The 26,767-nt window shown below is 61.3% G+C and carries 31 protein-coding genes; 12 read left to right on the forward strand and 19 right to left on the reverse strand.

Annotated features, from left to right (window positions below; all coding sequences use genetic code 11):
* The first annotated feature begins 72 nt into the window (after positions 1–72).
* On the forward strand, positions 73–1,620 hold the full coding sequence (locus PR018_RS28035; protein ID WP_142824892.1) for a cation:proton antiporter: 1,548 nt from the start codon (positions 73–75) through the stop codon (positions 1,618–1,620).
* A 498-nt stretch (positions 1,621–2,118) separates the two neighbouring features.
* Complete coding sequence (locus PR018_RS28045) at positions 2,119–3,129, forward strand: COG3904 family protein (protein ID WP_142824893.1); 1,011 nt, start codon at positions 2,119–2,121, stop codon at positions 3,127–3,129.
* A 236-nt stretch (positions 3,130–3,365) separates the two neighbouring features.
* On the opposite strand, the gene PR018_RS28050 is transcribed toward PR018_RS28045, so the two are convergent.
* The 6 genes from PR018_RS28050 to PR018_RS28075 all read right to left on the reverse strand — a co-directional run bounded on the left by PR018_RS28050 (position 3,366) and on the right by PR018_RS28075 (position 7,656).
* A complete protein-coding gene (locus PR018_RS28050) occupies positions 3,366–3,629 on the reverse strand; it encodes an AbrB/MazE/SpoVT family DNA-binding domain-containing protein (RefSeq protein ID WP_142824894.1) in 264 nt (87 codons plus the stop codon).
* Between the two features lie 51 nt (positions 3,630–3,680).
* Positions 3,681–4,115, reverse strand: a complete 435-nt coding sequence (locus PR018_RS28055; protein ID WP_142829436.1) for a DoxX family protein — start codon at positions 4,113–4,115, stop codon at positions 3,681–3,683.
* Complete coding sequence (locus tag PR018_RS28060; RefSeq protein ID WP_142824895.1) at positions 4,102–4,878, reverse strand: molybdopterin-dependent oxidoreductase; 777 nt, start codon at positions 4,876–4,878, stop codon at positions 4,102–4,104. The genes PR018_RS28055 and PR018_RS28060 overlap by 14 nt, the downstream gene beginning before the upstream one ends.
* The gene (locus PR018_RS28065; RefSeq protein WP_142824896.1) at positions 4,875–5,732 is read right to left on the reverse strand and encodes a cytochrome b/b6 domain-containing protein; all 858 of its coding nucleotides are present in this window, start codon (positions 5,730–5,732) and stop codon (positions 4,875–4,877) included. The genes PR018_RS28060 and PR018_RS28065 overlap by 4 nt, the downstream gene beginning before the upstream one ends.
* Before the next feature lie 131 nt (positions 5,733–5,863).
* The gene (locus PR018_RS28070) at positions 5,864–6,487 is read right to left on the reverse strand and encodes a hypothetical protein (protein ID WP_142824897.1); all 624 of its coding nucleotides are present in this window, start codon (positions 6,485–6,487) and stop codon (positions 5,864–5,866) included.
* Between the two features lie 224 nt (positions 6,488–6,711).
* Positions 6,712–7,656: an arginase family protein gene (locus PR018_RS28075; protein WP_142824898.1), complete on the reverse strand. Its 945-nt coding sequence runs from the start codon at positions 7,654–7,656 to the stop codon at positions 6,712–6,714.
* A 216-nt stretch (positions 7,657–7,872) separates the two neighbouring features.
* Between PR018_RS28075 and PR018_RS28080 the strand changes: the two genes are divergently transcribed.
* Complete coding sequence (locus tag PR018_RS28080) at positions 7,873–8,055, forward strand: CopG family antitoxin (RefSeq protein WP_142824899.1); 183 nt, start codon at positions 7,873–7,875, stop codon at positions 8,053–8,055.
* Between the two features lie 42 nt (positions 8,056–8,097).
* Here the strand turns inward: PR018_RS28080 and solA are convergent, their stop codons facing one another.
* The 6 genes from solA to PR018_RS28110 form a co-directional block, all read right to left on the reverse strand.
* Positions 8,098–9,252 carry an N-methyl-L-tryptophan oxidase gene (gene solA / locus PR018_RS28085; protein ID WP_142824900.1) on the reverse strand — a complete coding sequence of 385 codons (1,155 nt, stop codon included), beginning with the start codon at positions 9,250–9,252 and terminating at the stop codon, positions 8,098–8,100.
* A 16-nt stretch (positions 9,253–9,268) separates the two neighbouring features.
* Positions 9,269–10,759: an HAL/PAL/TAL family ammonia-lyase gene (locus PR018_RS28090; protein ID WP_142824901.1), complete on the reverse strand. Its 1,491-nt coding sequence runs from the start codon at positions 10,757–10,759 to the stop codon at positions 9,269–9,271.
* A 4-nt stretch (positions 10,760–10,763) separates the two neighbouring features.
* Positions 10,764–11,534: an ABC transporter ATP-binding protein gene (locus PR018_RS28095; protein ID WP_142824902.1), complete on the reverse strand. Its 771-nt coding sequence runs from the start codon at positions 11,532–11,534 to the stop codon at positions 10,764–10,766.
* A 22-nt stretch (positions 11,535–11,556) separates the two neighbouring features.
* A complete protein-coding gene (locus PR018_RS28100) occupies positions 11,557–12,261 on the reverse strand; it encodes an ABC transporter permease (RefSeq protein WP_142824903.1) in 705 nt (234 codons plus the stop codon).
* Positions 12,262–12,264: 3 nt separating this feature from the next.
* Positions 12,265–12,990 (reverse strand): ABC transporter permease, encoded by a 726-nt coding sequence (locus tag PR018_RS28105; protein WP_142824904.1) that lies wholly within the window; start codon positions 12,988–12,990, stop codon positions 12,265–12,267.
* A 69-nt stretch (positions 12,991–13,059) separates the two neighbouring features.
* Positions 13,060–13,902: a transporter substrate-binding domain-containing protein gene (locus tag PR018_RS28110; RefSeq protein ID WP_142824905.1), complete on the reverse strand. Its 843-nt coding sequence runs from the start codon at positions 13,900–13,902 to the stop codon at positions 13,060–13,062.
* A 321-nt stretch (positions 13,903–14,223) separates the two neighbouring features.
* Between PR018_RS28110 and PR018_RS28115 the strand changes: the two genes are divergently transcribed.
* The gene (locus PR018_RS28115) at positions 14,224–14,373 is read left to right on the forward strand and encodes a hypothetical protein (protein ID WP_162854770.1); all 150 of its coding nucleotides are present in this window, start codon (positions 14,224–14,226) and stop codon (positions 14,371–14,373) included.
* Positions 14,374–14,459: 86 nt separating this feature from the next.
* Entirely contained in the window at positions 14,460–14,582 is a 123-nt protein-coding gene (locus PR018_RS28120) for a hypothetical protein (RefSeq protein WP_257625765.1), read from the forward strand.
* Between the two features lie 27 nt (positions 14,583–14,609).
* On the opposite strand, the gene PR018_RS28125 is transcribed toward PR018_RS28120, so the two are convergent.
* The gene (locus tag PR018_RS28125) at positions 14,610–15,956 is read right to left on the reverse strand and encodes a formimidoylglutamate deiminase (protein ID WP_142824906.1); all 1,347 of its coding nucleotides are present in this window, start codon (positions 15,954–15,956) and stop codon (positions 14,610–14,612) included.
* Positions 15,957–16,077: 121 nt separating this feature from the next.
* On the opposite strand from PR018_RS28125, the gene hutI reads away from it, so the two are divergent.
* From hutI to hutU, 4 genes are all read left to right on the forward strand, one after another.
* Complete coding sequence (gene hutI / locus PR018_RS28130; protein WP_142824907.1) at positions 16,078–17,340, forward strand: imidazolonepropionase; 1,263 nt, start codon at positions 16,078–16,080, stop codon at positions 17,338–17,340.
* On the forward strand, positions 17,337–18,872 hold the full coding sequence (gene hutH, locus PR018_RS28135; RefSeq protein WP_142824908.1) for a histidine ammonia-lyase: 1,536 nt from the start codon (positions 17,337–17,339) through the stop codon (positions 18,870–18,872). The genes hutI and hutH overlap by 4 nt, the downstream gene beginning before the upstream one ends.
* A gap of 69 nt (positions 18,873–18,941) precedes the next feature.
* A complete protein-coding gene (hutG, locus tag PR018_RS28140) occupies positions 18,942–19,748 on the forward strand; it encodes an N-formylglutamate deformylase (RefSeq protein ID WP_142824909.1) in 807 nt (268 codons plus the stop codon).
* A gap of 12 nt (positions 19,749–19,760) precedes the next feature.
* Entirely contained in the window at positions 19,761–21,434 is a 1,674-nt protein-coding gene (gene hutU / locus PR018_RS28145; protein WP_142824910.1) for a urocanate hydratase, read from the forward strand.
* A 115-nt stretch (positions 21,435–21,549) separates the two neighbouring features.
* Here hutU and PR018_RS28150 read toward each other — a convergent pair whose 3' ends face one another.
* Positions 21,550–22,254 (reverse strand): nucleotidyl transferase AbiEii/AbiGii toxin family protein, encoded by a 705-nt coding sequence (locus PR018_RS28150; protein WP_142824911.1) that lies wholly within the window; start codon positions 22,252–22,254, stop codon positions 21,550–21,552.
* 38 nt (positions 22,255–22,292) lie between these two features.
* Positions 22,293–22,499, reverse strand: a complete 207-nt coding sequence (locus PR018_RS28155; RefSeq protein ID WP_374113788.1) for a hypothetical protein — start codon at positions 22,497–22,499, stop codon at positions 22,293–22,295.
* 373 nt (positions 22,500–22,872) lie between these two features.
* On the opposite strand from PR018_RS28155, the gene PR018_RS28160 reads away from it, so the two are divergent.
* The gene (locus PR018_RS28160) at positions 22,873–23,532 is read left to right on the forward strand and encodes a sulfite oxidase-like oxidoreductase (protein WP_142824912.1); all 660 of its coding nucleotides are present in this window, start codon (positions 22,873–22,875) and stop codon (positions 23,530–23,532) included.
* A 171-nt stretch (positions 23,533–23,703) separates the two neighbouring features.
* Positions 23,704–24,000 (forward strand): hypothetical protein, encoded by a 297-nt coding sequence (locus tag PR018_RS28165; RefSeq protein ID WP_142824913.1) that lies wholly within the window; start codon positions 23,704–23,706, stop codon positions 23,998–24,000.
* Between the two features lie 23 nt (positions 24,001–24,023).
* On the opposite strand, the gene PR018_RS28170 is transcribed toward PR018_RS28165, so the two are convergent.
* Both PR018_RS28170 and PR018_RS28175 read right to left on the reverse strand, forming a co-directional pair.
* Positions 24,024–24,431 (reverse strand): type II toxin-antitoxin system VapC family toxin, encoded by a 408-nt coding sequence (locus PR018_RS28170; protein WP_142829305.1) that lies wholly within the window; start codon positions 24,429–24,431, stop codon positions 24,024–24,026.
* Positions 24,431–24,649 carry a type II toxin-antitoxin system VapB family antitoxin gene (locus PR018_RS28175; RefSeq protein WP_142824915.1) on the reverse strand — a complete coding sequence of 73 codons (219 nt, stop codon included), beginning with the start codon at positions 24,647–24,649 and terminating at the stop codon, positions 24,431–24,433. The genes PR018_RS28170 and PR018_RS28175 overlap by 1 nt, the downstream gene beginning before the upstream one ends.
* A 115-nt stretch (positions 24,650–24,764) precedes the next feature.
* Between PR018_RS28175 and PR018_RS28180 the strand changes: the two genes are divergently transcribed.
* The gene (locus PR018_RS28180) at positions 24,765–25,502 is read left to right on the forward strand and encodes an SDR family NAD(P)-dependent oxidoreductase (RefSeq protein WP_142824916.1); all 738 of its coding nucleotides are present in this window, start codon (positions 24,765–24,767) and stop codon (positions 25,500–25,502) included.
* A gap of 27 nt (positions 25,503–25,529) precedes the next feature.
* Here the strand turns inward: PR018_RS28180 and PR018_RS28185 are convergent, their stop codons facing one another.
* Positions 25,530–26,060 carry a PAS domain-containing protein gene (locus PR018_RS28185; RefSeq protein ID WP_142824917.1) on the reverse strand — a complete coding sequence of 177 codons (531 nt, stop codon included), beginning with the start codon at positions 26,058–26,060 and terminating at the stop codon, positions 25,530–25,532.
* Positions 26,061–26,218: 158 nt separating this feature from the next.
* The gene (locus PR018_RS28190; protein WP_142824918.1) at positions 26,219–26,701 is read right to left on the reverse strand and encodes an Lrp/AsnC family transcriptional regulator; all 483 of its coding nucleotides are present in this window, start codon (positions 26,699–26,701) and stop codon (positions 26,219–26,221) included.
* Positions 26,702–26,767: the final 66 nt, after the last annotated feature.

The raw sequence follows: 26,767 nt of genomic DNA on the forward strand, positions 1-26,767 counted from the left end.
ACGATTTCTCCAGCCTGGCGCTTGCCGAATGCTGCTTTCGACCAAGATAGCGCGATTGGAGAAATTTAGACCATGGCGTTTTTCGAGAGCCTGCTGACGCTGCTGCTGGTGGCAATCGTATTCCTGCAGCCATCGCGCCGGCTGATGATTCCCTATCCGACGATGCTGGCTGTCGCCGGCCTGCTGGTGGCGACCCTTCCCTGGGCGCCGACGATCTCGATCGATCCGCAGCTGGCGCTCGCCATCTTCATCGCGCCGGCCCTGTTCGATGCCGCCTACGACCTGCCGCCGAGAGCGCTGCGTGAAAACTGGGTGCCGCTGATTTCGCTTGCCGCCATCGCTGTCATCCTGACGACGGCAGCCGTCGCCTTCGTCGGCGTTACCTTTGCCGGGCTGCCTGTTGCCGCTGCCATTGCGCTCGGAGCCATCGTCGCGCCGCCGGATGCTGCGGCGGCAAGCGCGATGCTCAGCCGGTTCGCATTGCCCCGCCGAACATTTGCGGTTTTGAAAGGCGAGAGCCTGCTCAACGATGCCGTGGCGCTGCTGATCTTCGGCGCTGCCGTGGCGTTTTCCACAGGCGGAAATTCTGCGTCCGTCGTCATCCCGGAACTGGCGCTGGCAGCCCCCGGAGGCCTGGTGCTCGGCATAGCGCTTGGATTTCTCTACATCTTCATTGCGCCGCGGCTCGCAGGCACGCTGGGCGGCTCGCTGTTCGAATTCGTCGCCACGTTCGGCACTTGGGTGATTGCCGAGCGCCTGCATCTGTCGGCGGTGCTCGCCATCGTTGCCTACGCCATGGTGATCGCCCGCTACATGCCGGAACGCCAGACGGCGCGAAATCGCATCCATTCCTATTCGGTCTGGGAGGCGACGATCTTCATGTTCAACGTGCTCGCCTTCCTGCTGATGGGCATGCAGGCGCGCGAGACGATCCAGCAGCTTTACCCGAAAAACATTGAATTCGCCTTTGCCTTCGGTGGCGCCATCCTGCTTGTGGTCGTTCTGGTCCGGCTCGGATGGGTGATGCTTTATAACCGCGTGATCAATTATCTGGCACGTCGCAAGCTGGTCTCCGAGGAGCCGCCGACCGTCGGCATGAGCCTGGTCGCGGGCTGGTGCGGCATGCGCGGCTTGCTGACGCTGGCAACGGCGATTGCTCTTCCGGCGGATTTCCCGTCCCGCGATCTCATCGTCTTTGCCGCCCTGACGGTCGTCCTCGGCACCCTGATACTCCAGGGGCTGACGCTCGGGCCGCTCATCCGCATCCTGAAATTCGGCAACGACGACTCCATGCGCGAGGGCATCACGAATGCTCGCATGACGCTGCTCGACACCGCCCTTGCCGACCTCGACACGCTGGAGGAAACAGGCGAGGTGCGAACGCTCCGGGCGATCTACGAGGGCGACCGCAAGCTCACCGCCAACGGCATCCACCCGCGCGAAAAAAGCGAACTCGACAGCCTCCGGCGTCGCTCCATCAAGGCCAAACGCGTCAAACTCGCCGAACTCCGCCGCACCGGCTCCATCGACGACGACGTCTTCCACGCCCTCGAGCAGGAGCTAGACTGGGCCGAAATGGCCGCCTCGCCACCGGACAGGTTCGAGATTGTCGAGGGGTAGCGGTGTGTTGGCAGCGCGTTTCGGGGATGATCTCGATTGACGGGAAATATGTACGATAGCGCGCGATGTCGCATGTCAGCAACGGAATTGCCGCTACGACTGCGTGGGCTCCGATGAAGAAATCGGAAAGCACTGCGAACCGCGTCTTCTGAAATTTGGTCAATTTTTTCCAGCGAGAAGAGTAGAGTTTAGTGTCAAATCTCCCTCGGGACCGATTTAGCACCTGGATAGCTATTGCGGTTTCGCAGTTTATTTTTACGCTAAGAAACTTAAATTATGTTTTTATTATTCACCTTCTGGGTTGCGCTGGAGTTTTACAGGCAGGTTCCGGATACACACGCGAGATAGCTCGGTCTCCGAAATCACCATCTATGACAAGCTATTGTGAATTCAGAACTCCGCGCATGCGCGGGCCACTGATTATTTGTCTTCAGTATTTTCTCATTAAATGAATGATAGTGGCACACGCAATTGTCAGCCAACAGCGGAGGCGGCCGGATGAATTTCGAATATTCTGACCCGCAAACGCATATAGAGGGGCTTTTCGGCGGCTTTTTCCACATAAGTGCCTTTGGGCAAATAGAGGAGGGCGATGACGAGAAATTTCAGAGATTTCTTGAGCGAGTTGCACCTCCTCCTAGAACTTCAGTCTACATTAACTCAGGAGGCGGTCACCTTGAAGTAGCAATTGCTATCGGTAGGTTGATTCGTGGCGCATGGTTCTCAACTTCCATTGGCACCTATATCCTAGATCCCCAGCAGCCTGACGAGTTGATAATCCCTCGTAAGTTTGCGCCAGGAAAATGCATAAGTGCTGCAACACTCATGTTTCTTGGAGGGAGGCTCCGTTATTATCCAGATGGATCAAAGTTTGGTGTACATCAATTTTCATTTAAGAACCCGTCGCCAGAAAGCATGGAGCGTTCACAACGCCTTTCAGCGGCAATAGCGGCTTACATCGCCGATATGGGGATCCCCGCCACTTTCTTAGAGCTTTCAGCTAACACGCGCGGAGACCAAATAACGTTCGTCAGCGAAGAACAGCTTAAAGGTCTGAAAGTCATCACTGGAGGTATGACGGAAGCCACTTGGGGTGTCGAAATCCATCCAGAAGCGACGTGGGTGCGTGGCGAAAGAGACTCTTTGTGGGGGCACGGCAAGGTCATTTTAATATACTCGAAAACAGACGGGTTCTCGTTTGCAGCTCTCATCGAAACGATGGGAAGGGACAAGGAGCTGATGAGCTTCCCGCTAGTCGAGATCGTCGTGAACGGTGAAGATATTAGGATCGACATTTCGGACCGATGCGCGCGCGCGCCATCTGGTATTTACACCATGTTCATGGCTAGCCTCGTGGAGAACGAAGCTTGTTTGCTAGCTTTCTCTAAAAGCTTCGGGATCCAAATCCGTGGCTCCCCTCAGGCGGAGATATTTTTTGGTATCGCGGCAGTCTCTACGGACGGTGCTGAGGGAAAGCTACAAGGGCTCTATAAGCTGGGTGCAACCTAAAGCAACGCCATTTTGATGATTTTTCCGTTTAGCCAAAATGCCCGCATTCAACTTAGGCGATGTATTAGCTTTTGTGTAAGAAGTGCAATCCATTTTCGCATCCAGAGGCGTTCATTTTCCCGTCACCACTTGGGGGATGATCCAAGGTAGCTTTAGTGACTGAAGCGAGGGCGCAAAACAGTCCTCGTGCATTTTTAGCACGGCGACACTGATACTTATTTCCAAGAAAATTGAATCTATTGCAATTGGCGCACTTTAGATTCCGCTACAATGTCACCCCGCGTCAGGGCCATGATTTCGTCGGTTGTCAGCCCCGCGCCAGCGTGTCCACGCAGACTACCAAACCCGTCGGTACGGACCTTGCCTTGAGCCGGCACCATGATGACATTGCCGTCTGGTGTCTGGCGGAAATCGACCTGCGTCCCGGGCTTGAGCCCAAGCAGCTCGCGGACTGCCTTCGGAATGGTGACCTGGCCTTTGGCGGTAACGGTCGTGCTCATTGCAAGCCTCAATTATATCTAGGAAAGAAGTATTCCTTTCCCGACGGTCGTTCAAGACCCGCCCTCACCCTCTCTGCGTCTGCTAAACGGCCACGTCACCAACCCGCCCGCATAGAGCGCCCACCAGACCAGCACCGGTTGCAAGGCGAGCCTCGGGGCGTGGTACCACCAGCCGAGAACGGGTGGGGTGGGGGCGGAGAGGCTGTCGATGGCGTGCTTGATGTTGGCGGGGTAGACGCAGACGGCGTAGGCGGCGAGAGCGATGCCGGCGATGGCGCGCGTGCGGCCGGTGAGCAGGGCTGCGGCGCCGGCAAGTTCGCAGAGCCCGGTGACAATAATCACCTCGTGCGGCTTGGGGACCCAGGCCGGGGTGATGGTGACGAACACGTCGGGGACAGTGAGATGAAACGCACCGGCGACCGCGTAGATCACGGCGAGCGGGATGCGTGCGCCCCAGCGCTGCGGCTTTGCCTCAGATGCCAGCATACCACTCATAGCCCCTGTCCTCCCAGAACCCGCCCTTGCCACCCCAGAGATCGTCGAAGCGGTCGCGGATTTCGATGCGCATGAGATATTTCGCGTGCTTGTAGCCGAGATGGCGCTCGACGCGCAGCCGCAGCGGTGCTCCGTGTTCCACCGCCAGATCCTTGCCATTCAGCGAATAGGCAAGGATCGATTGCGGATGGAAGGCGTCGATGAGGTCGATGCTTTCGTAGTAGACGCCGCTGCCGTCGAGCGTCTGCTCTAGTTCATCGGCACAATGCAAAACGGCATAGCGGGCGCCCGGCTTCAGCCCCGCCGTCTGCAGGATCAGCCCGAGCGGCACGCCCTGCCATTTGCCGATAGCGCTCCAGCCCTCGACGCAGTCGTGGCGGGTGATCTGGGTGCGCGACGGCAGCTTCTTGAGGTCGGCCAGCGAGAATTCCATTGGCTGGTTGACCATGCCGTCGATCTTCAGGCGCCAGTCGACAAAGCCTGTTTCGCTCATGCGGACGTAATCCGGGCTGTTTGGCTGGGTCGAGCCGTTCGGATGGAAGCTCGGCGATATCTCGGCTTCGGTGAACTCTGGCGCCAGCGCCTGGCGCGACACCAGCAGGCGCTGGCTGCCCATGGTCAGTTTTTCCGCCATCGCCAGCACCTTCTGGACCTGCTGGTTGCCGGCGACATCGTCACAGCCGGTAAGGCCGATGGCGCCGAGGCCTGCGGCCGAACCGATCAGGAAGCGGCGACGGGAGAGAATATTGCTCATGGCTTGGTCTCCGCGGATATCGCATAGCGGCCGGTCACCATGGAGCGCATATTGTTCCAGAGGCCGGACAGAATGACCATGATCACATGGACGACGACGAAGAGCACAAGGCTCCAGGCGGCGATGAAGTGGATACCGCGGGCCGACTGGCGGCCGCCGAATATGTCGAGCAGGAAGGGATAGCCGGCATCCATCGCCGGAGACATGGTGAGCCCGGAGCCGACCATCAGCGGCAGCAGGATGAAGATCACGAGGATATAGGTCAGCTTCTGCAGCGCGTTATAGCGGCGCGCCTTCTCTCCCTTGGGAAAGCGCAGCCGGGCGTGATCCTTTATCTCCTGCCAGACATTGCGCGGGGCTATGTCATGGGCGGTTGGTGCGAGGTCGCGCCGGAAGTGGCCGCCGATCAGGCCGTAGAGAACGTAGAGCAGGCCGTTGATGACGAACAACCAGGCGAAGAAGAAGTGCCAGCGGCGGCCGGTCGCCAGATCCTGGAAGCTCGGAATGGTGGCCCAGGCCGGAAAGGCCCTCGCTGTCATCTCGCCATCCACCCGGGATGCTCCGAGCACGCCGGTGGTGGTCAGCGTCACGCTGCCGATGCGGGTGGTGCCGATGATCTTGTCACCGTCCTCGACGCTGGCAATCTCGAACCAGGATGGGTCCTCGACCGCGCCGTATTGTCCCCAGTGAAGCTGCGGATGGGCATTGAAGATCTGCATGCCGCTCATCAGCAGCAGCGTCAGACAGAGAACGTTGATCCAGTGGGTGATGCGGGTGACGACCGAGTGGCGCCTGATGTAGATCTTTGCCGGCTCTGGCGGCGGAGCGACCCCGATGTCTTCGATGCTGGCCATGGACAGTCCTCGTGCGATGCCGCTGACGCAGCCGGATCATTTTGAAGTGCGACGGTGCTGTGGCGGACGAACAGAACAGCCCGACTGCATGGTGCAGCCGGGCCGTATGACGATAGCGCATGAGCGCTGGATCACATAGGCGGAACGACGCCGTTGATGCCGACGACGACGCGGTCGGCTTCGACCATGTTGTCGCCTGCCGTGGTGCCGTTGATGATCACGCCGGCGCCAGCCTTGATGTCGCTCTTGGTGGCCGGGGCGATGGTGACGACAGGCGTGCCTGGCGGGATGGAGATCTTCTTCTCGCCGCCCTTGTAGGTCAGTGACAGCGTCGGACCGTTAACGGAGGTCACCGCGCTTGCAACCGTCGCATTGGTCATCGAGCTTTTTGGCTTCAGGTCCCAGCCGTAGTCGCCTTCGCCGGTGCCCTTCATGGCGGCCGGGAAGATCAGCACTTCGAGCGCGCCGTTGACGCCGCTGTCGGTCGGCATGGAAGCAATCCCGACGAAATCGCCCGGCTTGATGTCGCTGACGTCTGCCTTGACGATGCCGTTGACGGCCCAGCCGGACTTCAGCATGATCATCACATCCTTGCCTTCGCGCGACTTTACCTTCAGCGTATCGCCGCTCAAGCTCTCGACCACGCCGCGCACGCGGATCTTGTCGGCAGCCTGCGCACCCTGCGGGCCGACAACGGAAATCATCAGTCCGGCGGCCAGCGCCAGGGCGCCCGTCTTCATCTGTTTGCTGTTCATGATTTTCTTCCTTGATTGACCGCCCAACCGGACGGACTTCCGGCAATCGAGCACCTGCTCCCATGCCAATTTCGGGTCGCATGGCCAAAAAGCAAATTCGGTCGTGCGCAATACAAATATCTTATCGGTCAGGTGCGAGAGCAGCCAATCAATCTATAGTGAGACAGGAAGGCGAGTTTTGCTGAAACTCTCCGCCCCCGGCCGCCGTTACCTATTTCTGTTTTTCACGGGCTGAGAGAGCCTCGGGCCAGATGGCCGAGGACATGGCAGACGAGGCGACCGACCACGATGGCGGAGATGTCGTTGATATCCGCCCGTGGCTGGAATTCGACGATGGAGAACCCGGCCAGCCGGCGACCTCGTAACGCTTCGGCGATCAGCGTGGTCATTTCCTCGAATGAAAATCCGCCCGGCGATACAGCGTTGACGCCCGGGCACGTTCCGGGATCCATTGCATCGCAGTCGATATGGATCAGCACCGCGCCGTCTCTCGGGATGCCGCCGATCACGGCACTCAATCCCAGCCGTCGCGTTTCAGATACCGTCACCAGCCGCGAGCCCCAGGCTTCTGCGGCTTCAACCTCCGGCCGCCGTGCGCTGCCGACGGCGCGGATGCCGACCTGCGTCATGGATGCAACGAACGGCAGTTCCGACGCCCGGCGCATCGTGCTGGAGTAACCGAGCCTTTCGTCGCCAATGTTGTCGCGCCAGTCGATATGGGCGTCGACCTGGAGAACATGCAGCGGGCCTGCTGCCCCGAGGCCGCGCATGAACGGGATGGCGACGGAATCGTCACCGCCGATCAGCACGGGAATGGCACCGGCGGCAAGGACGGCGCGCGTCGTGCGCTCGATATTTTCGCGGTTGGCGGCCGCATCCTGTGGATCGGTGAAGACATCGCCGAGGTCAATGACTTCGAGCGCGCCGTCATTCAGCAAGGGGCCGCCGAAATCGAAGTCCCAGTTTTCGAGATGGACGCACGCAGCGGAAATTGCCCTGCGAACTGCCTCGGGACCTGTCTCGCCGTCCTGGCGAGTGGCATCTGGATAGGGTGTGCCGTGCACGGCACCGAAGATCGCAACCGAGCCGGCGTGTGGCATGACTGCAGCAGGAATGCCGAGGAATGTCTGCCGTGCAGCCTTCAATGTTTCGGTGAGATCGGTGTGCATATATTGCTCCTCGTTCGATGGTGCATCGCTCTGGACTTGCCTAGGCGCTCTTCCTCAGATGCTCGCGCATCGCTGGCAACGTGTCGATAGGGGGCAACGGACCGAAATAGTTTGAGTTCGACCCATTTCTCAATCAATGTGCCTTGAGTGTTTCCGCGGCGCAAAGCCAAGAGTGTCGTTTCCGCCCACTATGCTGTCAGCAGGAAAGGCATCGAAGTGAACAAGCCTATTGCTGCTATACCTGCATTCGAAAATGAAACGGAAGAGCGCGCGTTCTGGGAAGATAACGATTCCGCGCTTTATCTCGATTGGAGCAAAACCCAGACCGTAGTGCTTCCCAACCTGAAAAAGAGTGCAATGTCGTCTGAGCCAGATAACGGGCCGCGCACTGACTCATAAAAACTGTGGCCGCAAACGGCACGCAAGCCATCACCATGACCCTCACTTCCGCGCCGCGAGAAATCTCTCCATCGTGCCAAACGAGAATGCGGAGATCGGCAGGTCTGTTCGGCCATCGAGAGCGAGGTCTGCGAGTATTTCGCCGATGACGCTGGTGAACTTGAAGCCGTGGCCGGAACAGGGCGAGGCGACGACGATGCGCGGGTTGCCGGGCATCAGGTCGATCAGAAAATCCTCGCTCGGCAGCATGGTGTAGCGGCAGGTAATGGCGTTGACGCGCAGCCCGTTCGCAGCGGGCAGGCGCCTGGCGATGAAGGCGTCGAGGAGCGCCGTATCGGCGTCGTTCACCGGTGGATTGGGCTCGTTCGGATCGATCGGTTCGCGGAAATGCGCATGGCGACCGATCTTGACCCCGTCGACGCCGATGGCCGGAAATCCGAAATAGGAGCCGTCGTCGCCTTCGTCGCGTATGAAGGCGGGCATGCGCTGCGGCTGGGTCACGAAGCCGTCGCGCGGCTGGTACCAGGCGACCACCTGCCGGATCGGCACTGCATGCTCTTTCAACTGCGGCACGAGTTCAGAAATCCACGACCCGGTGGCGACGATCACCTTGTTTGCCCGATACTTGCCCACGGCAGACGTAACAGTCACGCCGGCGTCGTCAGGCTCGATCCCGGTGACTTTCTCGCCGAAATGCAGCACGGCACCGTCTTCGGCGGCAAGCCTTATATAGCCCGCGACAGCCGCTTCCGGGCGGATATAGCCTCCCTGAGGATCGAGCAGGGCGATCTCGCCGGCATCCAGTGAGAACACCGGAAACCGCGCCTTCATCGCCGCCCGGTCCAGCTCTTCGATGGTAAGATCGTGCAATTTGCAGGAGGCGCGCGTGCCTGTCACGATAGTGCTGTCGGGCGCGCCGATTTGCAGCACGCCGGTGATTGTCAGGACTTCGCTGCGCAGCCGCCCTTCCAGTGCCCGCCAGTTGGCATAGGCCCGCTGCAGCAGCGGCACATAGGACGGGTCCTCGAAATAGCCGAGCCGGATAAGCCGGCTGTCGCCATGGGAAGAGCCCAGCGTATGGGCCGGATAGTAGGCATCTATGCCGATGGCTTGCACGCCGCGGGCGGCAAGATGCGACAGGGCCGCGCTGCCCATGGCACCGAGACCGATGACGGCGACGTCGAATTGCGGTGTCATGGCTACATTCCCGATTTCAGTGAGGCGGCGGTGGCACGTCGCGGATCAGCGACCTGATCGCCTCGATGTCGCCGCCAAGCGGACGGTCGTCGGCATAATGCGCGACGCGGCTGCGGACAAGCCGGTAAATCGTCTCTGTGCCATCGGCGCGCGCTGCCACCTTAGACAGGAAGTCGTGTGCCTGTGCGGCTGCCATCAGTTCGATCGCAAAGATGTACTCGGCGTTGTCGAGCACCGCGAGCAACTTGTTGGCGGCCGCGGTCGGATGGGCGAGAAAATCCTCCTGCAACGCCGATGTCAGGCCGCCATCGGTGCTGGCGGGAGCAGCCAGTCGACGGTTTTCGTTGGCGAGCGCTGCCGCACTGTACTGGGCGATCATCAGGCCGGAATGGCTGCCTGCGTCGCTGGCGAGGAACGGCGGCAGGCCGCTCACCAGTGGATTGACCAGTCGGTCCATCCGGCGTTCGCTCATGCCAGCGATCTGCGCCAACGCAATCGCGAGGCCGTCCGCTGCCTGGCCGAGTGCCGGCGATACGGCATGGGCCTCCGAGGAGACGACGGGATTGTCCGGCGTGCCGTAGACGGCCGGATTGTCGGTGACGGAGGCCAGTTCCTGGTCGACCACGCGGGCGGAATTTTCGAAGACATCGCGGGCCGCGCCATGGGCATGCGGGATGGCGCGCAGGCTGAGGGCATCCTGAGTGCGTTTGCCGAGCGCTGCCGCAATCAGACCGCTGCCGGCGAGCAGCCGCCGTAACGATGCGCCGACTTTCTGGACGCCATCCGAAACCTTGAGGGCGAGCGCGGTCTCGTCGAAGGCTGCCATCTGTCCGCCGGCTGCCTCGAGCGTCAGCGCGGCAATGGCATCCGCCCATTCGAGAAGATTGGCTGCACGCGCCAGTGCCACGCAAGAAAGCCCGGTGGCGCAGGCCGTGCCATTGACGAGACTGAGCCCCTCCTTGGCGCCCAGCACCAGCGGCACAAGGCCGATAGCCGCAAGCGCCTCGCCACCGGTCATCGGCTGTCCTGCAACATGGGCCGCACCCTCGCCGATCAGCACCAGTGCCGTGTGGGCATTGTGGGTGAGATAGCCTGCCGATCCCCTGGAGGGGACGTCTGGAATGCAGTCCTTGTCGAGAAACGTCCGGAGGTGGTCGACGATCTCGCGGCGCACACCGGAATAGCCGTGGGAAAAATTGGCGATCTGGGCGGCGATGATCGCCCTGACTTCGCGCCGGGACAGAAGCGGTCCGACGCCGCAGGCATGGCTGAGGATAATGTTGCGTGACAGCTTGCTCTGCGATGCGAGGTCTACCACTGTATCCGATAGGGCGCCGACGCCGGTGTTGATGCCGTAGGCCCGCTGGCCCGTTTCGACGATGCGGGCAACGATGCGGCTGGCATTGTCGATGCGCGCCCAGACTGCGGGGGCGAGCGACAGGCTTTCGCCGCCTGCGATGGCCGCGACGTCGCGCCAGCCGAGCTTTGCTTCGAGAGTGACGGTCATGGGATCAGCTTCCGAAATTGCCGATGAACTGGCGGAAAGCCGGCGAGCCGCCGCCGCCAAACATCTCTTCCGGGCTGCCGGAACTGTCGATCAGCCCTTCGCGCATGAAGACGACGCGGTTGGAGACGTTGCGGGCAAAGCTCATCTCGTGGGTGACGACCAGCATGGTCATGCCCTCTTCTGCCAGCGCCCGCATGACGCGCAGCACCTCGCCGACCAGTTCCGGATCGAGTGCGGATGTCGGTTCGTCGAACAGCATCACCTTCGGCTTCATCGCCAGCGCCCGCGCTATCGCCGCGCGCTGCTGCTGGCCGCCGGAAAGATGGGCCGGATAGGCATGGCGCTTGTCCGCGATGCCGACCTTCTCGAGCAGCGCCTCGGCGTCAGCAATGGCTTCCGCACGAGGCCGCTTCAGCACGTGGATCGGGCCCTCGATGACATTCTGCAGGATGGTCATATGGGACCAGAGATTGAACGACTGGAACACCATGCCGAGTTCCGAGCGGATGTGGTCGACCTGCCGGTTGCTCTCCGGCTTGCTCCGTCCGTTCTTGTGGATCATGCGGATTTGCTCGCCATCCACCCAGATTTCGCCGTCGTTGGCGACTTCGAGAAGGTTGATGCAGCGGAGGAATGTCGACTTGCCGGAGCCGGAAGCGCCGAGCAGGGATATGACGTCGCCATCCTCGGCATCCAGCGAGATGCCGCGCAGCACCTCGTGGGTGCCGAAGCTCTTGCGGATATTGCGGACCGAAAGTCGGTTGACGCGGGCCATGGTCGCTCCAGTTCAGACTGCGTTACGCCTTCAAAGCCTGCGGCGCTGCGCGGCGATGGCGGGAGAGGCGATATTCTAGCAGGCCGAAGGCCTGCAGGATGATGAAATTCAGGACGAGATAGATGACGGCGGCGCAGAGAAATACCTCCATCGTCCGGTAGGTGTGCGAGATCAGCCGCTGTGCGACGCCGGTTACCTCCCAGACGGTTACGAGGCTTGCGAGCGCCGTCGACTTCAACATCAGCACGATCTCGGTCGAATAGGCAGGCAGCGCATGGCGGAAGGCGATGGGCGCCAGAATGCGGCGCACCAGCAGAAAGCCGGACATGCCGATCGAGCGGGCTGCCTCGATCTCCTTCGGCGAAACGGCGCGGATGCCGCCGCGAAAGATCTCTGCCGTGTAGCCGGCCGTGCAGAGCGCCAGCGACAGCACGGCGCAGACAAAGGGCTCGCGCAGCAGCGGCCAGAGAAACGAGTAGCGGATGATGCCGAACTGGCCGAGGCCGTAAAAGATCAGGAACATCTGGATCAGCAGCGGCGAGCCGCGAAACACGAAGATATAGGCCTTGGCGAAGGCCGAAAGGATCGGATTGCCGCCGGTGCGCATCCAGACGAGCCCCAGCGCCAGCAGGCCGCCAAGGGTGATCGACGTGATGAACAGGGCCAGCGTCATCGGCAAGGCTGCGAGCAGCGTGGCCATGGTCGATGACAGGAAGGCGATATCCATGGCTCAAGCCTTCCCCATCGTTGCCGACGGCATGCTACGGTTGGCGCGACGCTCGGCTCGGTTGAAAACCTGGTCCGAAAGACTGGTCAGGATCAGGTAGAGGCACCCGCCGGCGATAAAGAACAGGAAATAATGCCGCGTCGAGCCGGCCGCCACCTGGCTGGTGCGCATCAGTTCGGCAAGCCCGGTAACAGAGATCAGGGCTGAATCCTTGAGGCTCAGCTGCCAGACATTGCCGAGGCCGGGGATGGCAAGCCTCAGCACCTGCGGCAGGATGATCCGGCGGAAGCGCAGTCGCGTGCCCATGCCGATCGCCGAGGCGGCTTCCAGTTCGCCCTTCGAGATCGCCAGGTAGGCGCCGCGAAACACTTCAGCCTGGTAGGAGCCGGAGATGACCCCCACGGCAAGGGCGCCGGCGGCAAAGGACGGCAGGCCAAGGAAGCCGTCGTAGCCCAGTGCCTTGCCCATGGAGGTCAGGGCGCTCGAGCCGCCAAAATAGATGAGATAGATGATCAGCAGTTCAGGCACGCCGCGAAAGACGGTGGTGTAGGCATGGCCGAGCGCCCATAGGAGCCGGTTGCCGGAAAGCTTGGCTGCGGCGACGAGCGTGCCGAGCACGGCGCCGATCGCCAGCGCCGCTGCAGTGACGGCGAGCGTCAGCAGCGTTGCCACGAGAAGCAGGGCGCCCCACCCGGTCGAACCGAAGCCCAGCAGTTGCAATGTCGACATCTGTTATTCCGAAATGACGAAAACAGTGACGCCCCCGGCCCTATCGACCGGAGGCATCTGTTGGAAAAGTTATTTCGGGCTGACGTCGGTCTTGAACCACTTCATCGACAGGGTCTTGACGGTGCCATCGGCGAGTGCCGACTTGATCGCCGCGCTGAACATGTCGCGCAGGTCTGTGTCGGACTTGCGAACGCCGAGGCCTTCGCCGATACCCCAGATGGGTCCGGCAATCTGCGGGCCGGAGAAGCCGAGCGCGCCATTGGCTGCTTCGAAGGCGGTTTCGAAATAGACGGCGTCGTCGAAGCCGAGGTCGATGCGGCCGTTCTGCAGGTCGAGGTCGCGGTCTGCGCCGGTCTTGTATTCGCGGATCGTGGCGATGTCTGCAAAGTTGTCATAGACGAACTTGGCGTAGACGGTGGCCGCCTGGATGCCGATGGTCTTGCCCTTGAAGGCTTTCTTCAGGGCATCGATCTCAGCCACGCCGGTCTGGCCGGGCGTCATGGTGATGGTCTTGCCGGTGCCGGCGGCATTCGCCAGCGGACTGTCCTTGGCGACGGCAAAGGCTGCCGGGGTGGCGGCATAGGGAACGGTGAAGTCGATGACCTGCTTGCGCTCGTCGGTGATCGACAGGGCATCCATGATGATGTCGAACTTGCCGGCGTTGAGCGCCGGGATCATGCCGTCCCAGTCGGAGGCCACGAGCTTGCACTCGACCTTGGCCTTTTCGCAGAGCACCTTGGCCAACTCCGGCTCGAAGCCGCCCAGCGTGCCGTCGGCATTGGTCATGTTCCAGGGCGCATAAGCGCCTTCGAGCGTGATGGTGACGGTTTTCCAATCCTTGGCTTCGGCGGCAGGTCCGGCAAGGGTGGCCAGCGCCACGGCGCCCGATAGTAGCAATGCATTGATTTTCATGGTCTCTCCTCTGGGGGCAAAATTGGCCGCGTCGTTGCACTGCCGGTCTGTGCCGGGTTGCTGCCTCGACATGGCCTCGGTGTAAAATGGTTTAAAGCCAATGCACCATATGAGATTTCGGAGGCGCGGCAAGCCGCCCCTTATTTAATATGCAAATTTGATTGCTGCTCAATGATTGGGCGATCCAGTCTGCGTCTCGCATAGGCCTCGCTGCGACATAAGTCTATATTTATGAAAATGCCGGATATGCCTCAGAAACTTCAAGCATTTCTGATAGACCTATGATTCTCAAATTTCGGTGATGAACGGAGACAGCCGCCGATGGCCATTCGCCCCCTCTTGATCGGTCTCACTCTCATTCTTGCGCTGGTGATGATCGTGCTCAGCATTCTGCTGGTCAATCCGACGCACACCATCCGCCAGGCCGAACCCTTTGCGCCGCAGCAACCTGGTGCAAATCCGCAGCAGTAAGCTGGTATTGTCGGGCCCAGGACCCCACCTACGGAACTGTCTGCTACGCGGTGCGTTTGTCGGGCAAGTTCACAAGGAAAAGTCCAATGCGAGTAATGATAGCCGTCGTAACGATCATGGTGGTGTCTGTTCTCAGCCTGTCGATGCTGACACCGGCCGGCGAAGAGATGACCGGCAAGGGTTCCAAGCTGGAAGCCTCCATCAACTAATTTGCGCTCTGATGACATGCTTCTCGTCTAAGCCGAAAGCAGACGGGTCATGGTGGCAACAAAACGCTTTCGGATCCGGTCCCGCCCGACATGCACTCCACCGCTGACCTGCTTGCGCCCGAGTGCCCAGACACTGTCGATCTTCACGCCTCCGGCAAACATCCAGTGATCGAGCAACTGGTCGCCTTCCAGATAGGGCACGGCGGATACATCCAGCGATACGAGATCGGCGTAGTTTCCTTCTTGCAGTCCTGTCGCGGTCTGTAGGGCGATACCACCGCCTCTTAATGCCTGATCGAACAACGCACGACCGGTCGAGCCGTTTTGAGGTGCCACCACGTTGCGGGCGCGGAGGTCGAGGCGCTGCGAATACTCCAGCTGGCGTAACTCTTCAGGCACCGAGATCAGGACGTTCGAGTCCGAGCCGATGCCGAACCGCCCTCCCTCTGACATGAACTGCGGGGCAGGAAATGTCCCGTCTCCAAGGTTGGCCTCGGTGATCGGGCAGAGGCCTGCCACCGCGCCGCTCTTGGCCATGCGTGTCGTTTCATCCTCCGTCATATGTGTCGCATGTATCAGGCACCAGCGCGCATCGACATCGGCATGGTCGAGCAGCCATTCGACGGGCCGTGCGCCGGACCAGGCAATGCAGTCCTCTATTTCCTTGACCTGCTCTGCGACGTGGATGTGGATTGGCCCGTTCCGCCCAAGCTCTGCGGCAAAACTCAGTTCTTCCGGCGTCACCGCCCGCAGGCTATGCGGCGCAAGGCCGAGCACGCCGCCTTCCAGTGCGCCAATCACCTGCCGGCATCCCTCCATCAGTGTCGCAAAGCTATCCGGCGTATTGATAAAGCGGCGCTGGCCCTCGATCGGCTGACCGCCTCCGAAACCGGACCGCGCGTAAAGCACCGGCAGCAGCGTCAGCCCGATACCGGCTTGACTGCTGGCAGCGCCGATACGTTCGGCCAATTCGGCAATATTGGCATAGGGCCTGCCGTCCTTGTCGTGGTGCAGGTAGTGGAATTCCCCGACGCGGCAAAAGCCGGCCTCCAGCATCTCCATGTAGAGTTCGGCCGCGACCGCCTCGACATCCTCGGGCGTCATCGTCAGGGCGAATTTGTACATCACCGTCCGCCAGCTCCAGAAGCTGTCGCTGCCGGGGCCTCGCACTTCGGCAAGACCTGCCATCGCCCGCTGGAAAGCGTGGCTGTGCAGGTTTGGCATGGCGGGTACGAGCACTGCGTGGCGCTCGTCGGCGGCCTCGGCCGGTACGCCCGCAGCGATGCTGACGATGCGCCCGTCGGCAATCTCTATGCGTACGTTCTTTTGCCAGCCGGTTGGCAATAGGGCTGATCCTGCGTGAAGTCCGACCATCGGCATTCCCCTTCTATTTGCGGGCGATCCGTCCTAGGTTCCTCGCCAGCTGCCATATTTTTGCTTGTCACACGACTATTATGTATATACATGTTAGGCCATAAAGAAAGGCGCAAAGCTGATGACCGGGAACAATTCCTCCGAACAGAATACCGCATTTCTAGGCCGCCCACGTTTGCTGCGCAACGCCCGGCTTGCGACGCTGGACAGCCGCCTGCCCGGCCTCGGCCTTATCGAAAAGGCTGCAATCGTCGTCGAAAATGGCCGCATCGCCTATGCTGGCCCCGAGAGTGAATTGCCGGTCTGGGCCATCGAGACCGCCGATATCCTCGACCTCGAAGGGCGCTGGGTGACCCCCGGACTGGTCGATTGCCACACGCACATCATCTATGGTGGCAATCGCGCCCGCGAGTTCGAAATGCGGCTCGAGGGCGCCACTTACGAAGAGGTTGCGCGCGCCGGGGGCGGCATCGTTTCCTCGGTCAATGCCACAAATGCCCTGTCCGTCGAAGGACTGGTGGCGGCCGCCTTGCCGAGGCTGGACACGCTGCTGGCCGAAGGCGTCACCACCATCGAAATCAAATCCGGCTACGGGCTGAACGTCGATGCCGAACTGCGGATATTGCGCGCCGCCCGAGCCATTGAGCGCATCCGTCAGGTCCGCGTCGTCACCTCCTATCTCGCAGCACACGCGACGCCCGTCGACTACAAGGGGCGCAACGACGCCTATATCGACGAGGTTGTGCTTCCCGGCATGCGGCAGGGCGCGGCGGAAGGCCTGATCGATGCCGTCGACGGATTTTGCGAAGGTATCGCATTCTCGCCGTCCGAAATTGCCCTGGTGTTCGACGCTGCCAAGGCGCTCGGCCTGCCGGTCAAGCTGCATGCCGAGCAGCTTTCCAATCTCGGTGGCGCCAGGCTCGCTGCATCCTACGGGGCCCTGTCGGCCGATCATCTCGAATATCTGGATGCTGCAGGCGTGGCTGCACTTGCCGCGAGCGGCACGGTGGCCGTGCTGCTGCCCGGCGCCTTCTATGCCATCAACGAGAAGCAGAAGCCGCCGGTCCAGCTGTTGCGAGACGCCGGGGTGAAGATCGCCATTGCCACCGACAGCAATCCCGGCACCTCGCCGCTGACATCCCTGCTGCTCACCATGAACATGTCGGCGACCCTGTTCGGCCTTACGGTCGAGGAGTGCATTGCCGGGACGACCCGCGAGGCCGCGCGGGCCCTAGGCGTGCTTGCTGAAACCGGAACTATCGAGGTCGGGAAATCGGCGGATCTCGCCACCTGGAACGTCGATAGCCCGGCCGAACTTGTCTACCGGATTGGTTTCAATCCGCTTTATGCGCACCTGTTCAAGGGCGAGAGGATCGATCGATGACCATCACACTCCATCCAGGTTCGGTGACGCTCGCCGATCTCTCGATTATCTACTGGACGGGCGAACCTGTCGTCCTCGATCGCTCGTTCGACGCCGGTATCGAGCGCGCCGCCGCCCGTATTGCCGAGATTGCCGCCGGCAATGCGCCGGTCTACGGCATCAACACCGGCTTCGGTAAACTGGCGTCGATCAAGATCGACCGTGCCGATGTCGCGACGCTGCAGCGCAATCTGATCCTCTCCCATTGCTGCGGCGTCGGCCAGCCCCTGGCCGAGAATATCGTCCGGCTGATCATGTCCCTGAAGCTGGTGTCGCTCGGGCGCGGCGCATCCGGCGTGCGGCTCGAAATGGTGCGGCTGATCGAGGCGATGCTTGAGAGGGGCGTTATCCCCGTCATTCCGGAAAAAGGCTCTGTCGGCGCCTCCGGCGACCTCGCGCCGCTCGCCCACATGGCGGCGGTCATGATGGGTGAAGGCGAAGCATTTTTAGCCGGCGAACGAATGAGTGGCGGTGCGGCATTGGAAAAGGCCGGGCTGACGCCGATGGTGCTGGCCGCCAAGGAAGGCCTGGCGCTGATCAACGGCACTCAGACCTCGACGGCGCTGGCGCTCGCAGGCCTCTTCCGCGCCCACAGGGCCGCCCAGGCGGCGCTGATCACAGGAGCGCTGTCGACCGATGCGGCGATGGGCTCGTCGGCGCCGTTCCATGCCGATATCCACACCCTGCGCGGCCATCAGGGCCAGATCGACACGGCGGCGGCTCTGCGGGCTTTGCTCGACAATTCGGTCATCCGCGCAAGCCATATCGAGGGCGACGAGCGCGTCCAGGATCCCTATTGCATCCGCTGCCAGCCACAGGTCGACGGCGCCTGCCTCGATCTGTTGCGCCAGGTGGCAAAAACGCTGGAGATCGAAGCCAATGCGGTGACCGACAATCCGTTGGTGCTGTCAGACAATTCGGTCGTCTCCGGCGGTAATTTCCACGCCGAGCCCGTGGCCTTCGCCGCAGACCAGATCGCGCTCGCCGTCTGCGAGATCGGCGCCATCGCCCAGCGCCGCATTGCGCTCCTGGTCGATCCGGCGCTGTCGCATGGCCTGCCGGCCTTCCTTGCCAAAAAGCCCGGGCTCAATTCCGGGCTGATGATCGCCGAGGTAACATCTGCCGCGCTGATGTCTGAGAACAAGCAGATGTCGCACCCGGCCTCGGTCGATTCCACACCGACCTCGGCCAACCAGGAAGACCACGTCTCCATGGCCTGTCACGGTGCCCGCCGACTGCTGCAGATGACCGACAACCTGTTTGGCATCATCGGGATCGAAGCGCTGACGGCGGCCCAGGGGATCGAGTTCCGCGCGCCGCTGGTCACCAGCCCCGAACTCACCGCCGCCGTCGCCGCCATCCGCCGCGTCGTGCCGACGCTCGAAGAGGACCGCTACATGGCAAACGACCTTGCCGCAGCCAGCGACCTGGTATCATCTGGCACACTGAATGCAGCGGTGTCCGAGGGTATCCTGCCGGGTCTGGAGGGCTGATCTTATGGAGGCTATTCCAAGCGGCAGTTTGCGCACGCAGAGGCCGACAACCGCCAAGGAGACCATTCAATGAGCGCTCCTGCTTTCGAAGTCCACCAGGGCTCCTCGCCCGTTGTGCTCGCCTTTCCCCATACCGGCACAGACGTACCAGCCGACATCTGGGAGCGGCTGAACGACAATGGGCGCATCCTCGCCGATACCGACTGGCACATCCACCGGCTCTATGACGGCCTGCTCGACGACGCGACGACGGTTCGGGCCACCTTCCACCGCTATGTCATCGACGCCAATCGCGATCCCGATGGGTCAAGCCTCTATCCCGGTCAAAATACCACCGGCCTTATCCCGGGCACGGATTTCGACGGCAAGGCGATCTGGAAGAATGGCGCCGAGCCTTCCGACTCCGATACCGCAGCCCGGCTGTCCGCCTTCCATGCACCCTATCATGCGGCCCTCGCTGCCGAGATCGCACGCGTCAAGGCGATCCATGGCATTGCCGTGCTCTATGACTGCCACTCGATCCGTGCCGACATTCCCTTCCTGTTTGAGGGCACGCTTCCGGATCTCAACATCGGTACCGACATGGGCAAGACCTGCGCGCCGGCGATCGAGGCTGCAACCGTTGCCATCGCCGCTGAAGCCGCCGGCTACACCAGCACGCTGAATGGCCGTTTCAAGGGCGGCTGGACAACGCGCTATTATGGCCAGCCGGCATCGGGCGTTCATGCCATCCAGATGGAGCTGGCGCAATCGACCCATCTTGCCGCCGAAGCTCCGCCCTTCGCCTATGATCCTGAAAAGGCCGAGGCGCTGCGCATTCCGCTCAAGTCCATCCTGTCGCGCATCGAACAGATCGCGCTCGACCTCATCAGCTAAGGGGATTTCGTCATGACCAATTCACGCCACAACATCCGCGAGATCCGCGCGCCGCGCGGGCCGGATCTCAACACCAAGAGCTGGATGACGGAAGCGCCGCTGCGCATGCTAATGAACAATCTCGACCCTGACGTCGCCGAAAACCCCAACGAACTCGTCGTCTACGGCGGTATCGGCCGGGCGACACGCACCTGGGAAGACTTCGACAGCATCGTCGCGACCCTGAAGACGCTCACCGAAGAAGAGACGCTGTTGGTGCAATCCGGCAAGCCGGTCGGCGTGTTCCGCACCCACAAGGATGCGCCGCGCGTGCTGATCGCAAACTCCAACCTCGTGCCACACTGGGCGACATGGGATCATTTCAACGAGCTTGATAAGAAGGGCCTTGCGATGTATGGCCAGATGACGGCCGGCTCGTGGATCTATATCGGCGCCCAAGGCATCGTCCAGGGCACTTATGAGACCTTCGTCGAAGCCGGACGCCAGCACTATGGCGGCAGCCTCAAGGGCAAATGGATCCTCACCGGCGGTCTCGGCGGCATGGGTGGCGCCCAGCCGCTCGCCGCGGTCATGGCCGGTGCCTGCTGCCTCGCCGTCGAATGCGACGAAACCCGCGCCGATTTCCGACTGCGCACGCGCTATGTCGACGAAAAGACCGACAGCCTGGACGAGGCACTGGCCAAGATCGATCAGTGGACCAAGGCCGGCGAGGCAAAATCGATCGCGTTGATCGGCAATGCTGCCGAAATCTTCCCCGAGCTTTTCAAGCGCGGCGTCCGACCGGATATCGTTACCGACCAGACCTCCGCCCACGACCCGCTGCACGGCTACCTGCCGCTCGGCTGGACCGTGGCGGAATGGAAATCCAAACAGGAGACTGCGCCAAAGGAAGTCGAGGCCGCTGCGCGCGCCTCGATGAAGATCCACGTCGCCGCCATGGTCGATTTCTGGAACGCCGGCGTGCCGACGCTCGATTACGGCAACAACATCCGCCAGGTCGCGAAAGACGAGGGCCTGGAGAATGCCTTCGCCTTCCCCGGCTTCGTCCCGGCCTATATCCGGCCGCTGTTCTGCCGCGGTATCGGCCCGTTCCGCTGGGCGGCGCTGTCGGGCGATCCGGAGGATATCTACAAGACCGACGCCAAGGTGAAGGAACTGACGCCCGGCAATACCCATTTGCACAACTGGCTCGACATGGCGCGTGAACGCATCGCCTTCCAGGGCCTGCCCGCCCGCATCTGCTGGGTGGGTCTCGGCGACCGTGACCGGATCGGTCTGGCCTTCAACGAAATGGTCAAGAACGGTGAGCTTTCGGCGCCCGTCGTCATCGGCCGCGATCATCTCGATAGTGGCTCCGTCGCCTCGCCGAACCGCGAAACCGAGGCTATGAAGGATGGCTCGGACGCCGTCTCCGACTGGCCGCTGCTCAACGCCCTGCTGAACACCGCCTCGGGCGCCACCTGGGTATCGATCCATCACGGCGGCGGCGTCGGCATGGGCTTTTCACAGCATGCCGGCATGGTCATCTGCTGCGACGGCTCGGAAGACGCCGCCCGCCGCATCGCCCGCGTCCTCTGGAACGACCCGGCCACCGGCGTCATGCGCCACGCCGACGCCGGCTACGACATCGCTATCGACTGCGCCAAGGAAAAGGGCCTGCGCCTGCCGGGAATTCTCGGCAACTGAGGTCGCGAGGTCAGTAAAGGCCGCCGCCTTTGGTGGCGGCCTTGGGGGATTGAGTCGCAGCGGGGCGTGGATTGGCGATTTTTCCGGCACGACGCGAGTAAGTCCCGCTGGTGATCTAGGACCGGTGCCAAAAGCGGAGAACTTCGCGTGACAACGCCGCCATGGCGCGCGCAGCATCTTGGCGTTTCATCTGCAACGCATCGCAAACGTGCTGTAATTCCACCCTGTCGGCCAACCTGTCAACGACCCACAAAGCTTTGCGTCCGATATCGCCGCCATAGGCATTTTCCGCCTTCGTGACTGCGTCTTGCGAAATCGCGCCGTGATAATCTATCAGCATGCCGAGATCGATTGCATCGCGATATGCGACTGCGCGATCCTGGCACCGGTCGGCATTGGCAAGCAATTTCTCCGCCATCATGTCGCTCGGCAAAAGGACTGGTACGCCGAGCCCAGCATTCATTATGCCGTCCAGCGGAATGCGGCTTTCCCGAACGATTTCGAAACGGATCGTTTGTTCGTCGAGCGAGAGCAGCGTGCGTACGCCATACTGATCTGCCCTCACTTCGCGTAAGGCTGTAACCGGCGCCGCAAACAGGCCACCGACACCCTTTTCGACGGCGAGGCTGCGCATGGCGCGGTAGCCATCCATATCGGCACAAAGGAAGTCTACGTCGAGGGAACGACGGTATTCGCCGTGCATCATGACAACGGCCGTGCCTCCGGCAAACCAGCAACGATTTAACACGAGAAGTGTCGGATCCATAAGCCTCAATGCCTTGGCAATTATCCGATGCTCCGGTCGCTGGAAGTCAGTCATGTGGTTCCTGCCCTCTGTGGCGACCGGGTGCGTGGCGGCTAACTTGAAACCAATAGTTCCCCGTGTCCGAACCGAGCGGTCAGCTCTTCGATAAGGGCTTTCTCACTGGGTGTCAGTCGCTGCCGATCGACAAAGCGCCAGTTCCGCTCGTAAATTGCAAACGCCTCGGCTGCGGCAACCGGGCGTGTCGCATCCCGGCTCCACACTATCAGGGCAAGCTCCGGGTAATCTGCAGGAACGATCATCATATCGGCATCGATTGTCATGGTGGCATAATAGGCCAAGATCGGGGTCCGGGGAAGAGCGGCCGATTTTTGTAATCAAGTTCGAAGGCATTCGAGGCAGGGTCGTGACGTTAATTACGTGACTTTCGTTCACTTGTCATGGATGTCATAAGAGCTATGAAAGCTCGGGTCTTTATCACAGATATCGTAGTTTTTTCTGATTGACGAAACGGCTTGATCCCGGTCTTTCAACGAAAAACAAAAGGAACCGCGGCACCAACGCCCCAGCCTAAAAAAAATCCACCACCGCTCGCGGGTGCAGACACCGTTGTCGCGGGGCGTATGGTCGGGTAGTTCTTGTTCTCCACGCGGCGGAATGACGAGGGACATCAGGATGACGGACGAGCCGGTTTTGGATAGCAAGCTGACCACTTCCAAGCGGCGGTGGGCGGCGGAGGGCAAGTTTCTGACCGGTCGCGTCAGCCGGGCGGAGAGCGAGCGGTTGCCGCCGGGGCAGCATCTGGTGAAGAACTGGCCGGTGCTCGATCTCGGCACCCAGCCGGAGATCGCGCTTTCCAGCTGGCGGCTGGAGGTCGGTGGCCGGGTCGAGGCGCCGCTATCGCTCGACTGGGCGGCATTCGGCGCCCTTGAGCAAAGCAGCAAGGTCAGTGACATGCACTGCGTCACCACATGGTCGCGCTATGACAACAAATGGGACGGGGTTTCCACCCGCGATCTTCTCGATCACGTCATGCCCAAGTCGGATGCCGACTATGTGATGCTGACCAGCTATGACGGCTATACGACCAACCTGCCGCTGGCCGATTTCGCTGCCGAGGACGCGATCCTTGCGACCGCCTGGGAAGGCCAGCCGCTTAGCCGCGATCACGGCGGACCGATGCGCCTCGTCGTGCCGCATCTCTATCTCTGGAAGAGCGCCAAATGGTTGCGCCGCATCGACCTGATGAAATCGGACAAGGCCGGTTTCTGGGAGAAGAACGGCTATCACATGCGCGGCGATCCCTGGCGGGAGCAGCGCTACACGGAAGACTGAATTCGACATTACGCCGGCAATTTGCCGACATCTCAATCGCACTCGGCGCAATTGAGCCGAGAGTGACGCCTGTCGGCTCTTCAATTTTACCGTGATCGCAGCGGGGCACGGAACTTAGCCCCGCTCCATGTGTTCCCCTGCCATCGCATATCACAATGACAGGAGAGCATGATGTTTCTCAAATTATTTGCCGCCTCGACACTCGCTTTGAGCATGGCTACCGCTGTTGTCGCGGAGCCGCTCACCCTGCGCGTCACTCCAAAAGGTCCGCGCGTAGTTACCGTTTACAGCGCCGTTATCGATCACTCCAAGGATGCAATCTCGCCAAGCGGTATCATCAATGTCGACCTGCCGTTCACGGGCACCACCAACCGCACGCCGATCCGTATCCAGTGCGATTCAAACCCGACGACGTCTGTGATGCGCAGCAACACTTTCGATGCTGCACCGCTTTCTGACTGCCCGTAAGGGCGGCGTGGCGCGGTCTCGCCTCAAGCGGCCTCCATGTCCGTAGCAGCAAAGCCGTTGCCAGAAAAAAGCAACGGCTGGCGGTAATATTTGGCGCAAGCATATGTCAGGCAGTCGTCGAGACTGAGACCGGCGCCGCCTTTACCAAAATTGTCGTTTTTACCAAAATTGGAGTAGGCCTCCACCGCCAGTGAAGCGGCTCGCGGGGGCACAGCCACTGACTGGATATTCATCAGTTGCAGGAAGGTGGCGACAGCCTCGGACGCTTCATCGACCGGAATTTCCAATTCGGCGACAAGCGCCAGTGTCGTTCGAGCCACAGTCATTGGCGACGTGAGGCGCACGGTCGACGCCTGCATCCGCCTTGCAAATTCGCGCGCGGCTTCCTCGTCGGTCATCATTGCCAGCAGTACAGAGCCATCGATAAACATCAGCGCGGCTCTGCATCGGCGTTTCGCACGTTGGTCTTCGTGCGCAGGTTTCGGCAGAAGGCCACGGCGATATCTTCCAGCACCGGCTTTGCCAGTTCGGTATCGAGCGCCAGTTGCAGCGCCTTGCGGACAGCCTCGGTCTTCGATGGCGCCTTGGTCAGCGCCTGATAGCGACGTGCCAGGCGGTCGATGGCATCGTCCTTGATGTAGAGTGGCATGGATCTGTCTCCTTGATGCCGCGGTGTTACGACCTCGGGGATGGCTGGACAAGCCGGCATCTGCGGCGCAGATGGTGAGAACACGTAGCCAGTTTCATTCGAGGCAGATATCGCTATGACACCTCCCGTCGCACTCGTCACCGGCTCGACATCGGGCATCGGTGCGGCAATCGCCCGGCGGCTTGCCGCAGAAGGCTATGCAATCGTCCTCCATTCCCGGTCGTCTGTTGACGCCGGGCTGGCGCTTGCAAGCATGCTGCCGATGGCGACCTATATCCAGGCCGATCTCGCTGTCGATGCCGACAGGGCAAGGCTGGTCGCCGGGGCGGTTGCCCAATGGGGCCGGCTCGACGTGCTTGTGAACAATGCCGGCATCAGCCGCGTCATTCCCCATTCCGATATGGCTGCGGCCACGCCGGCGATCTGGCATGAGCTCTACGAGGTCAACGTCGTCGCGCCGTTCCGGCTGGTGGCCGAGGCAGAACCGGCGCTGCGAGCAGCCGCTGGCACGGGACGACCGGGCTCTGTCGTCAATATTTCCTCCCATGCCGGTATCCGCCCCAAGGGTGCCTCCATCCCCTACGCTGCTGCAAAGGCGGCACTCAACCATGCGACGCAGCTGATGGCCCTGTCGCTGGCACCCGATATCCGCGTCAATGCCGTCGCGCCCGGTCTGGTCGATACGCCGCTGACGGCGGACTGGACTGCCGCACAGGATTTGTGGCGAAACCATTCGCCGATGCGCCGGGCGGCGACACCGGAAGACATCGCGCACGCTGTCTGGATGCTTGTCTCTTCGGACTATGCGACGGGAGAGATACTGTTGCTGGACGGCGGTATCAATCTCACCTAGTCCCAGCCCCAAAAGCCGTCCTGGCCCTCAGTGCGGGTGGTGTTGAAGCCGCGCTGGCGCCGGCTCCTCGGCAAGGTCGTCGAGAACGTCACGCAGTGTCCTTGCGATATCCAGCCGACCGCTTTTCAGCGCGGCACGGTGGGCTTGCGAGCAGAGATCCTGCAACGTCGCGCTCTCCTCGACGACGGGCACGACGGGGAAAACGATGCCTGCATATTGCGAGGGTGTGCCGTCTGCGTTTCGAAAGCAGCGGCCGAAGGCCATGATCTCGGTATAAAAACCTCTTGCAGACCGGACGCGGTAATTTTGCTGGCAGGGATACCCCGAAACCACGGCTTCATGCACGGCTTTTGCCACACGCGCCTTATCTTCCGGATGGACGCGATCGAGGTATCGCTCCATCGGCAGGCCGACCATCGTTTCTGACGGATCTAGGCCGAAAAGGGAGGCGAAAGCGCTATCGGCGAAGAATTGGTCGGTTTCGATATCCCAGGTGAAAACTCCCGAGTCCATCGGAGATGGCTGCGAATTCCGGACCAAAATCTTGTCTTTTGCCATGTACCTCTCCATGCCCGTTATTCAACATGAGCGCGCGGGCAGGCCTCTGCAAGGGACAAAAGGGCATGGCGCTGAAAAATATCGACGTTTCCTCGTCAGAATGCGTCGTAAGTACCCGCGTCATGCCGGAAAATCATCGACTTGCCGACGTGCCTGCCTCACCGCCCTTGCATTTCACTCGCGTGCCGGACAGCGGCCACGAAGGAGATCTCAGTCTTGATCTCCCGCGTCGACATCGACGTGACCGTTCGGCGCACGCCCGGCAGGCGGCTGAGCTCCTGACGCAGCTGGCGATCGAGTGCCACCATGTCGACGGCCAGGATATGTAGCAGGTAGTCGGCGTCGCCGGTCGTCGCATGACAGCGCCAGATCAGCGGGTTTTTCCGGACTGCTTCCTCGAACGCGTCCGACAGTTCGAAATCGATAGATACCTGGACAAACGCCTCGAGGCCGAAGCCGAGCTGGGCCGGATCGAGCGTCGTGGTGTATCCCCGGATGAGACCGGCAGCCTCCAGAGCCTTGACGCGCTTCCAGCAGGGCGTCTTGCTCAGCCCGACCTGCTCGGCCAGCGCTGCGAACGACATGCGGGCATCGCCTTCCAGCGCCGAAACGATTTTGAGATCCACCGGGCTTAAGATCATCGTTCTCTCTCTTCGCGCTAAAACAGAGCGATCGTTCTATCAGCTACGCATACTGCATGACAGAAA

Origin of the sequence: Rhizobium rhododendri, assembly GCF_007000325.2 — a bacterium.
Classification (GTDB): Bacteria; Pseudomonadota; Alphaproteobacteria; order Rhizobiales; family Rhizobiaceae; genus Rhizobium; species Rhizobium rhododendri.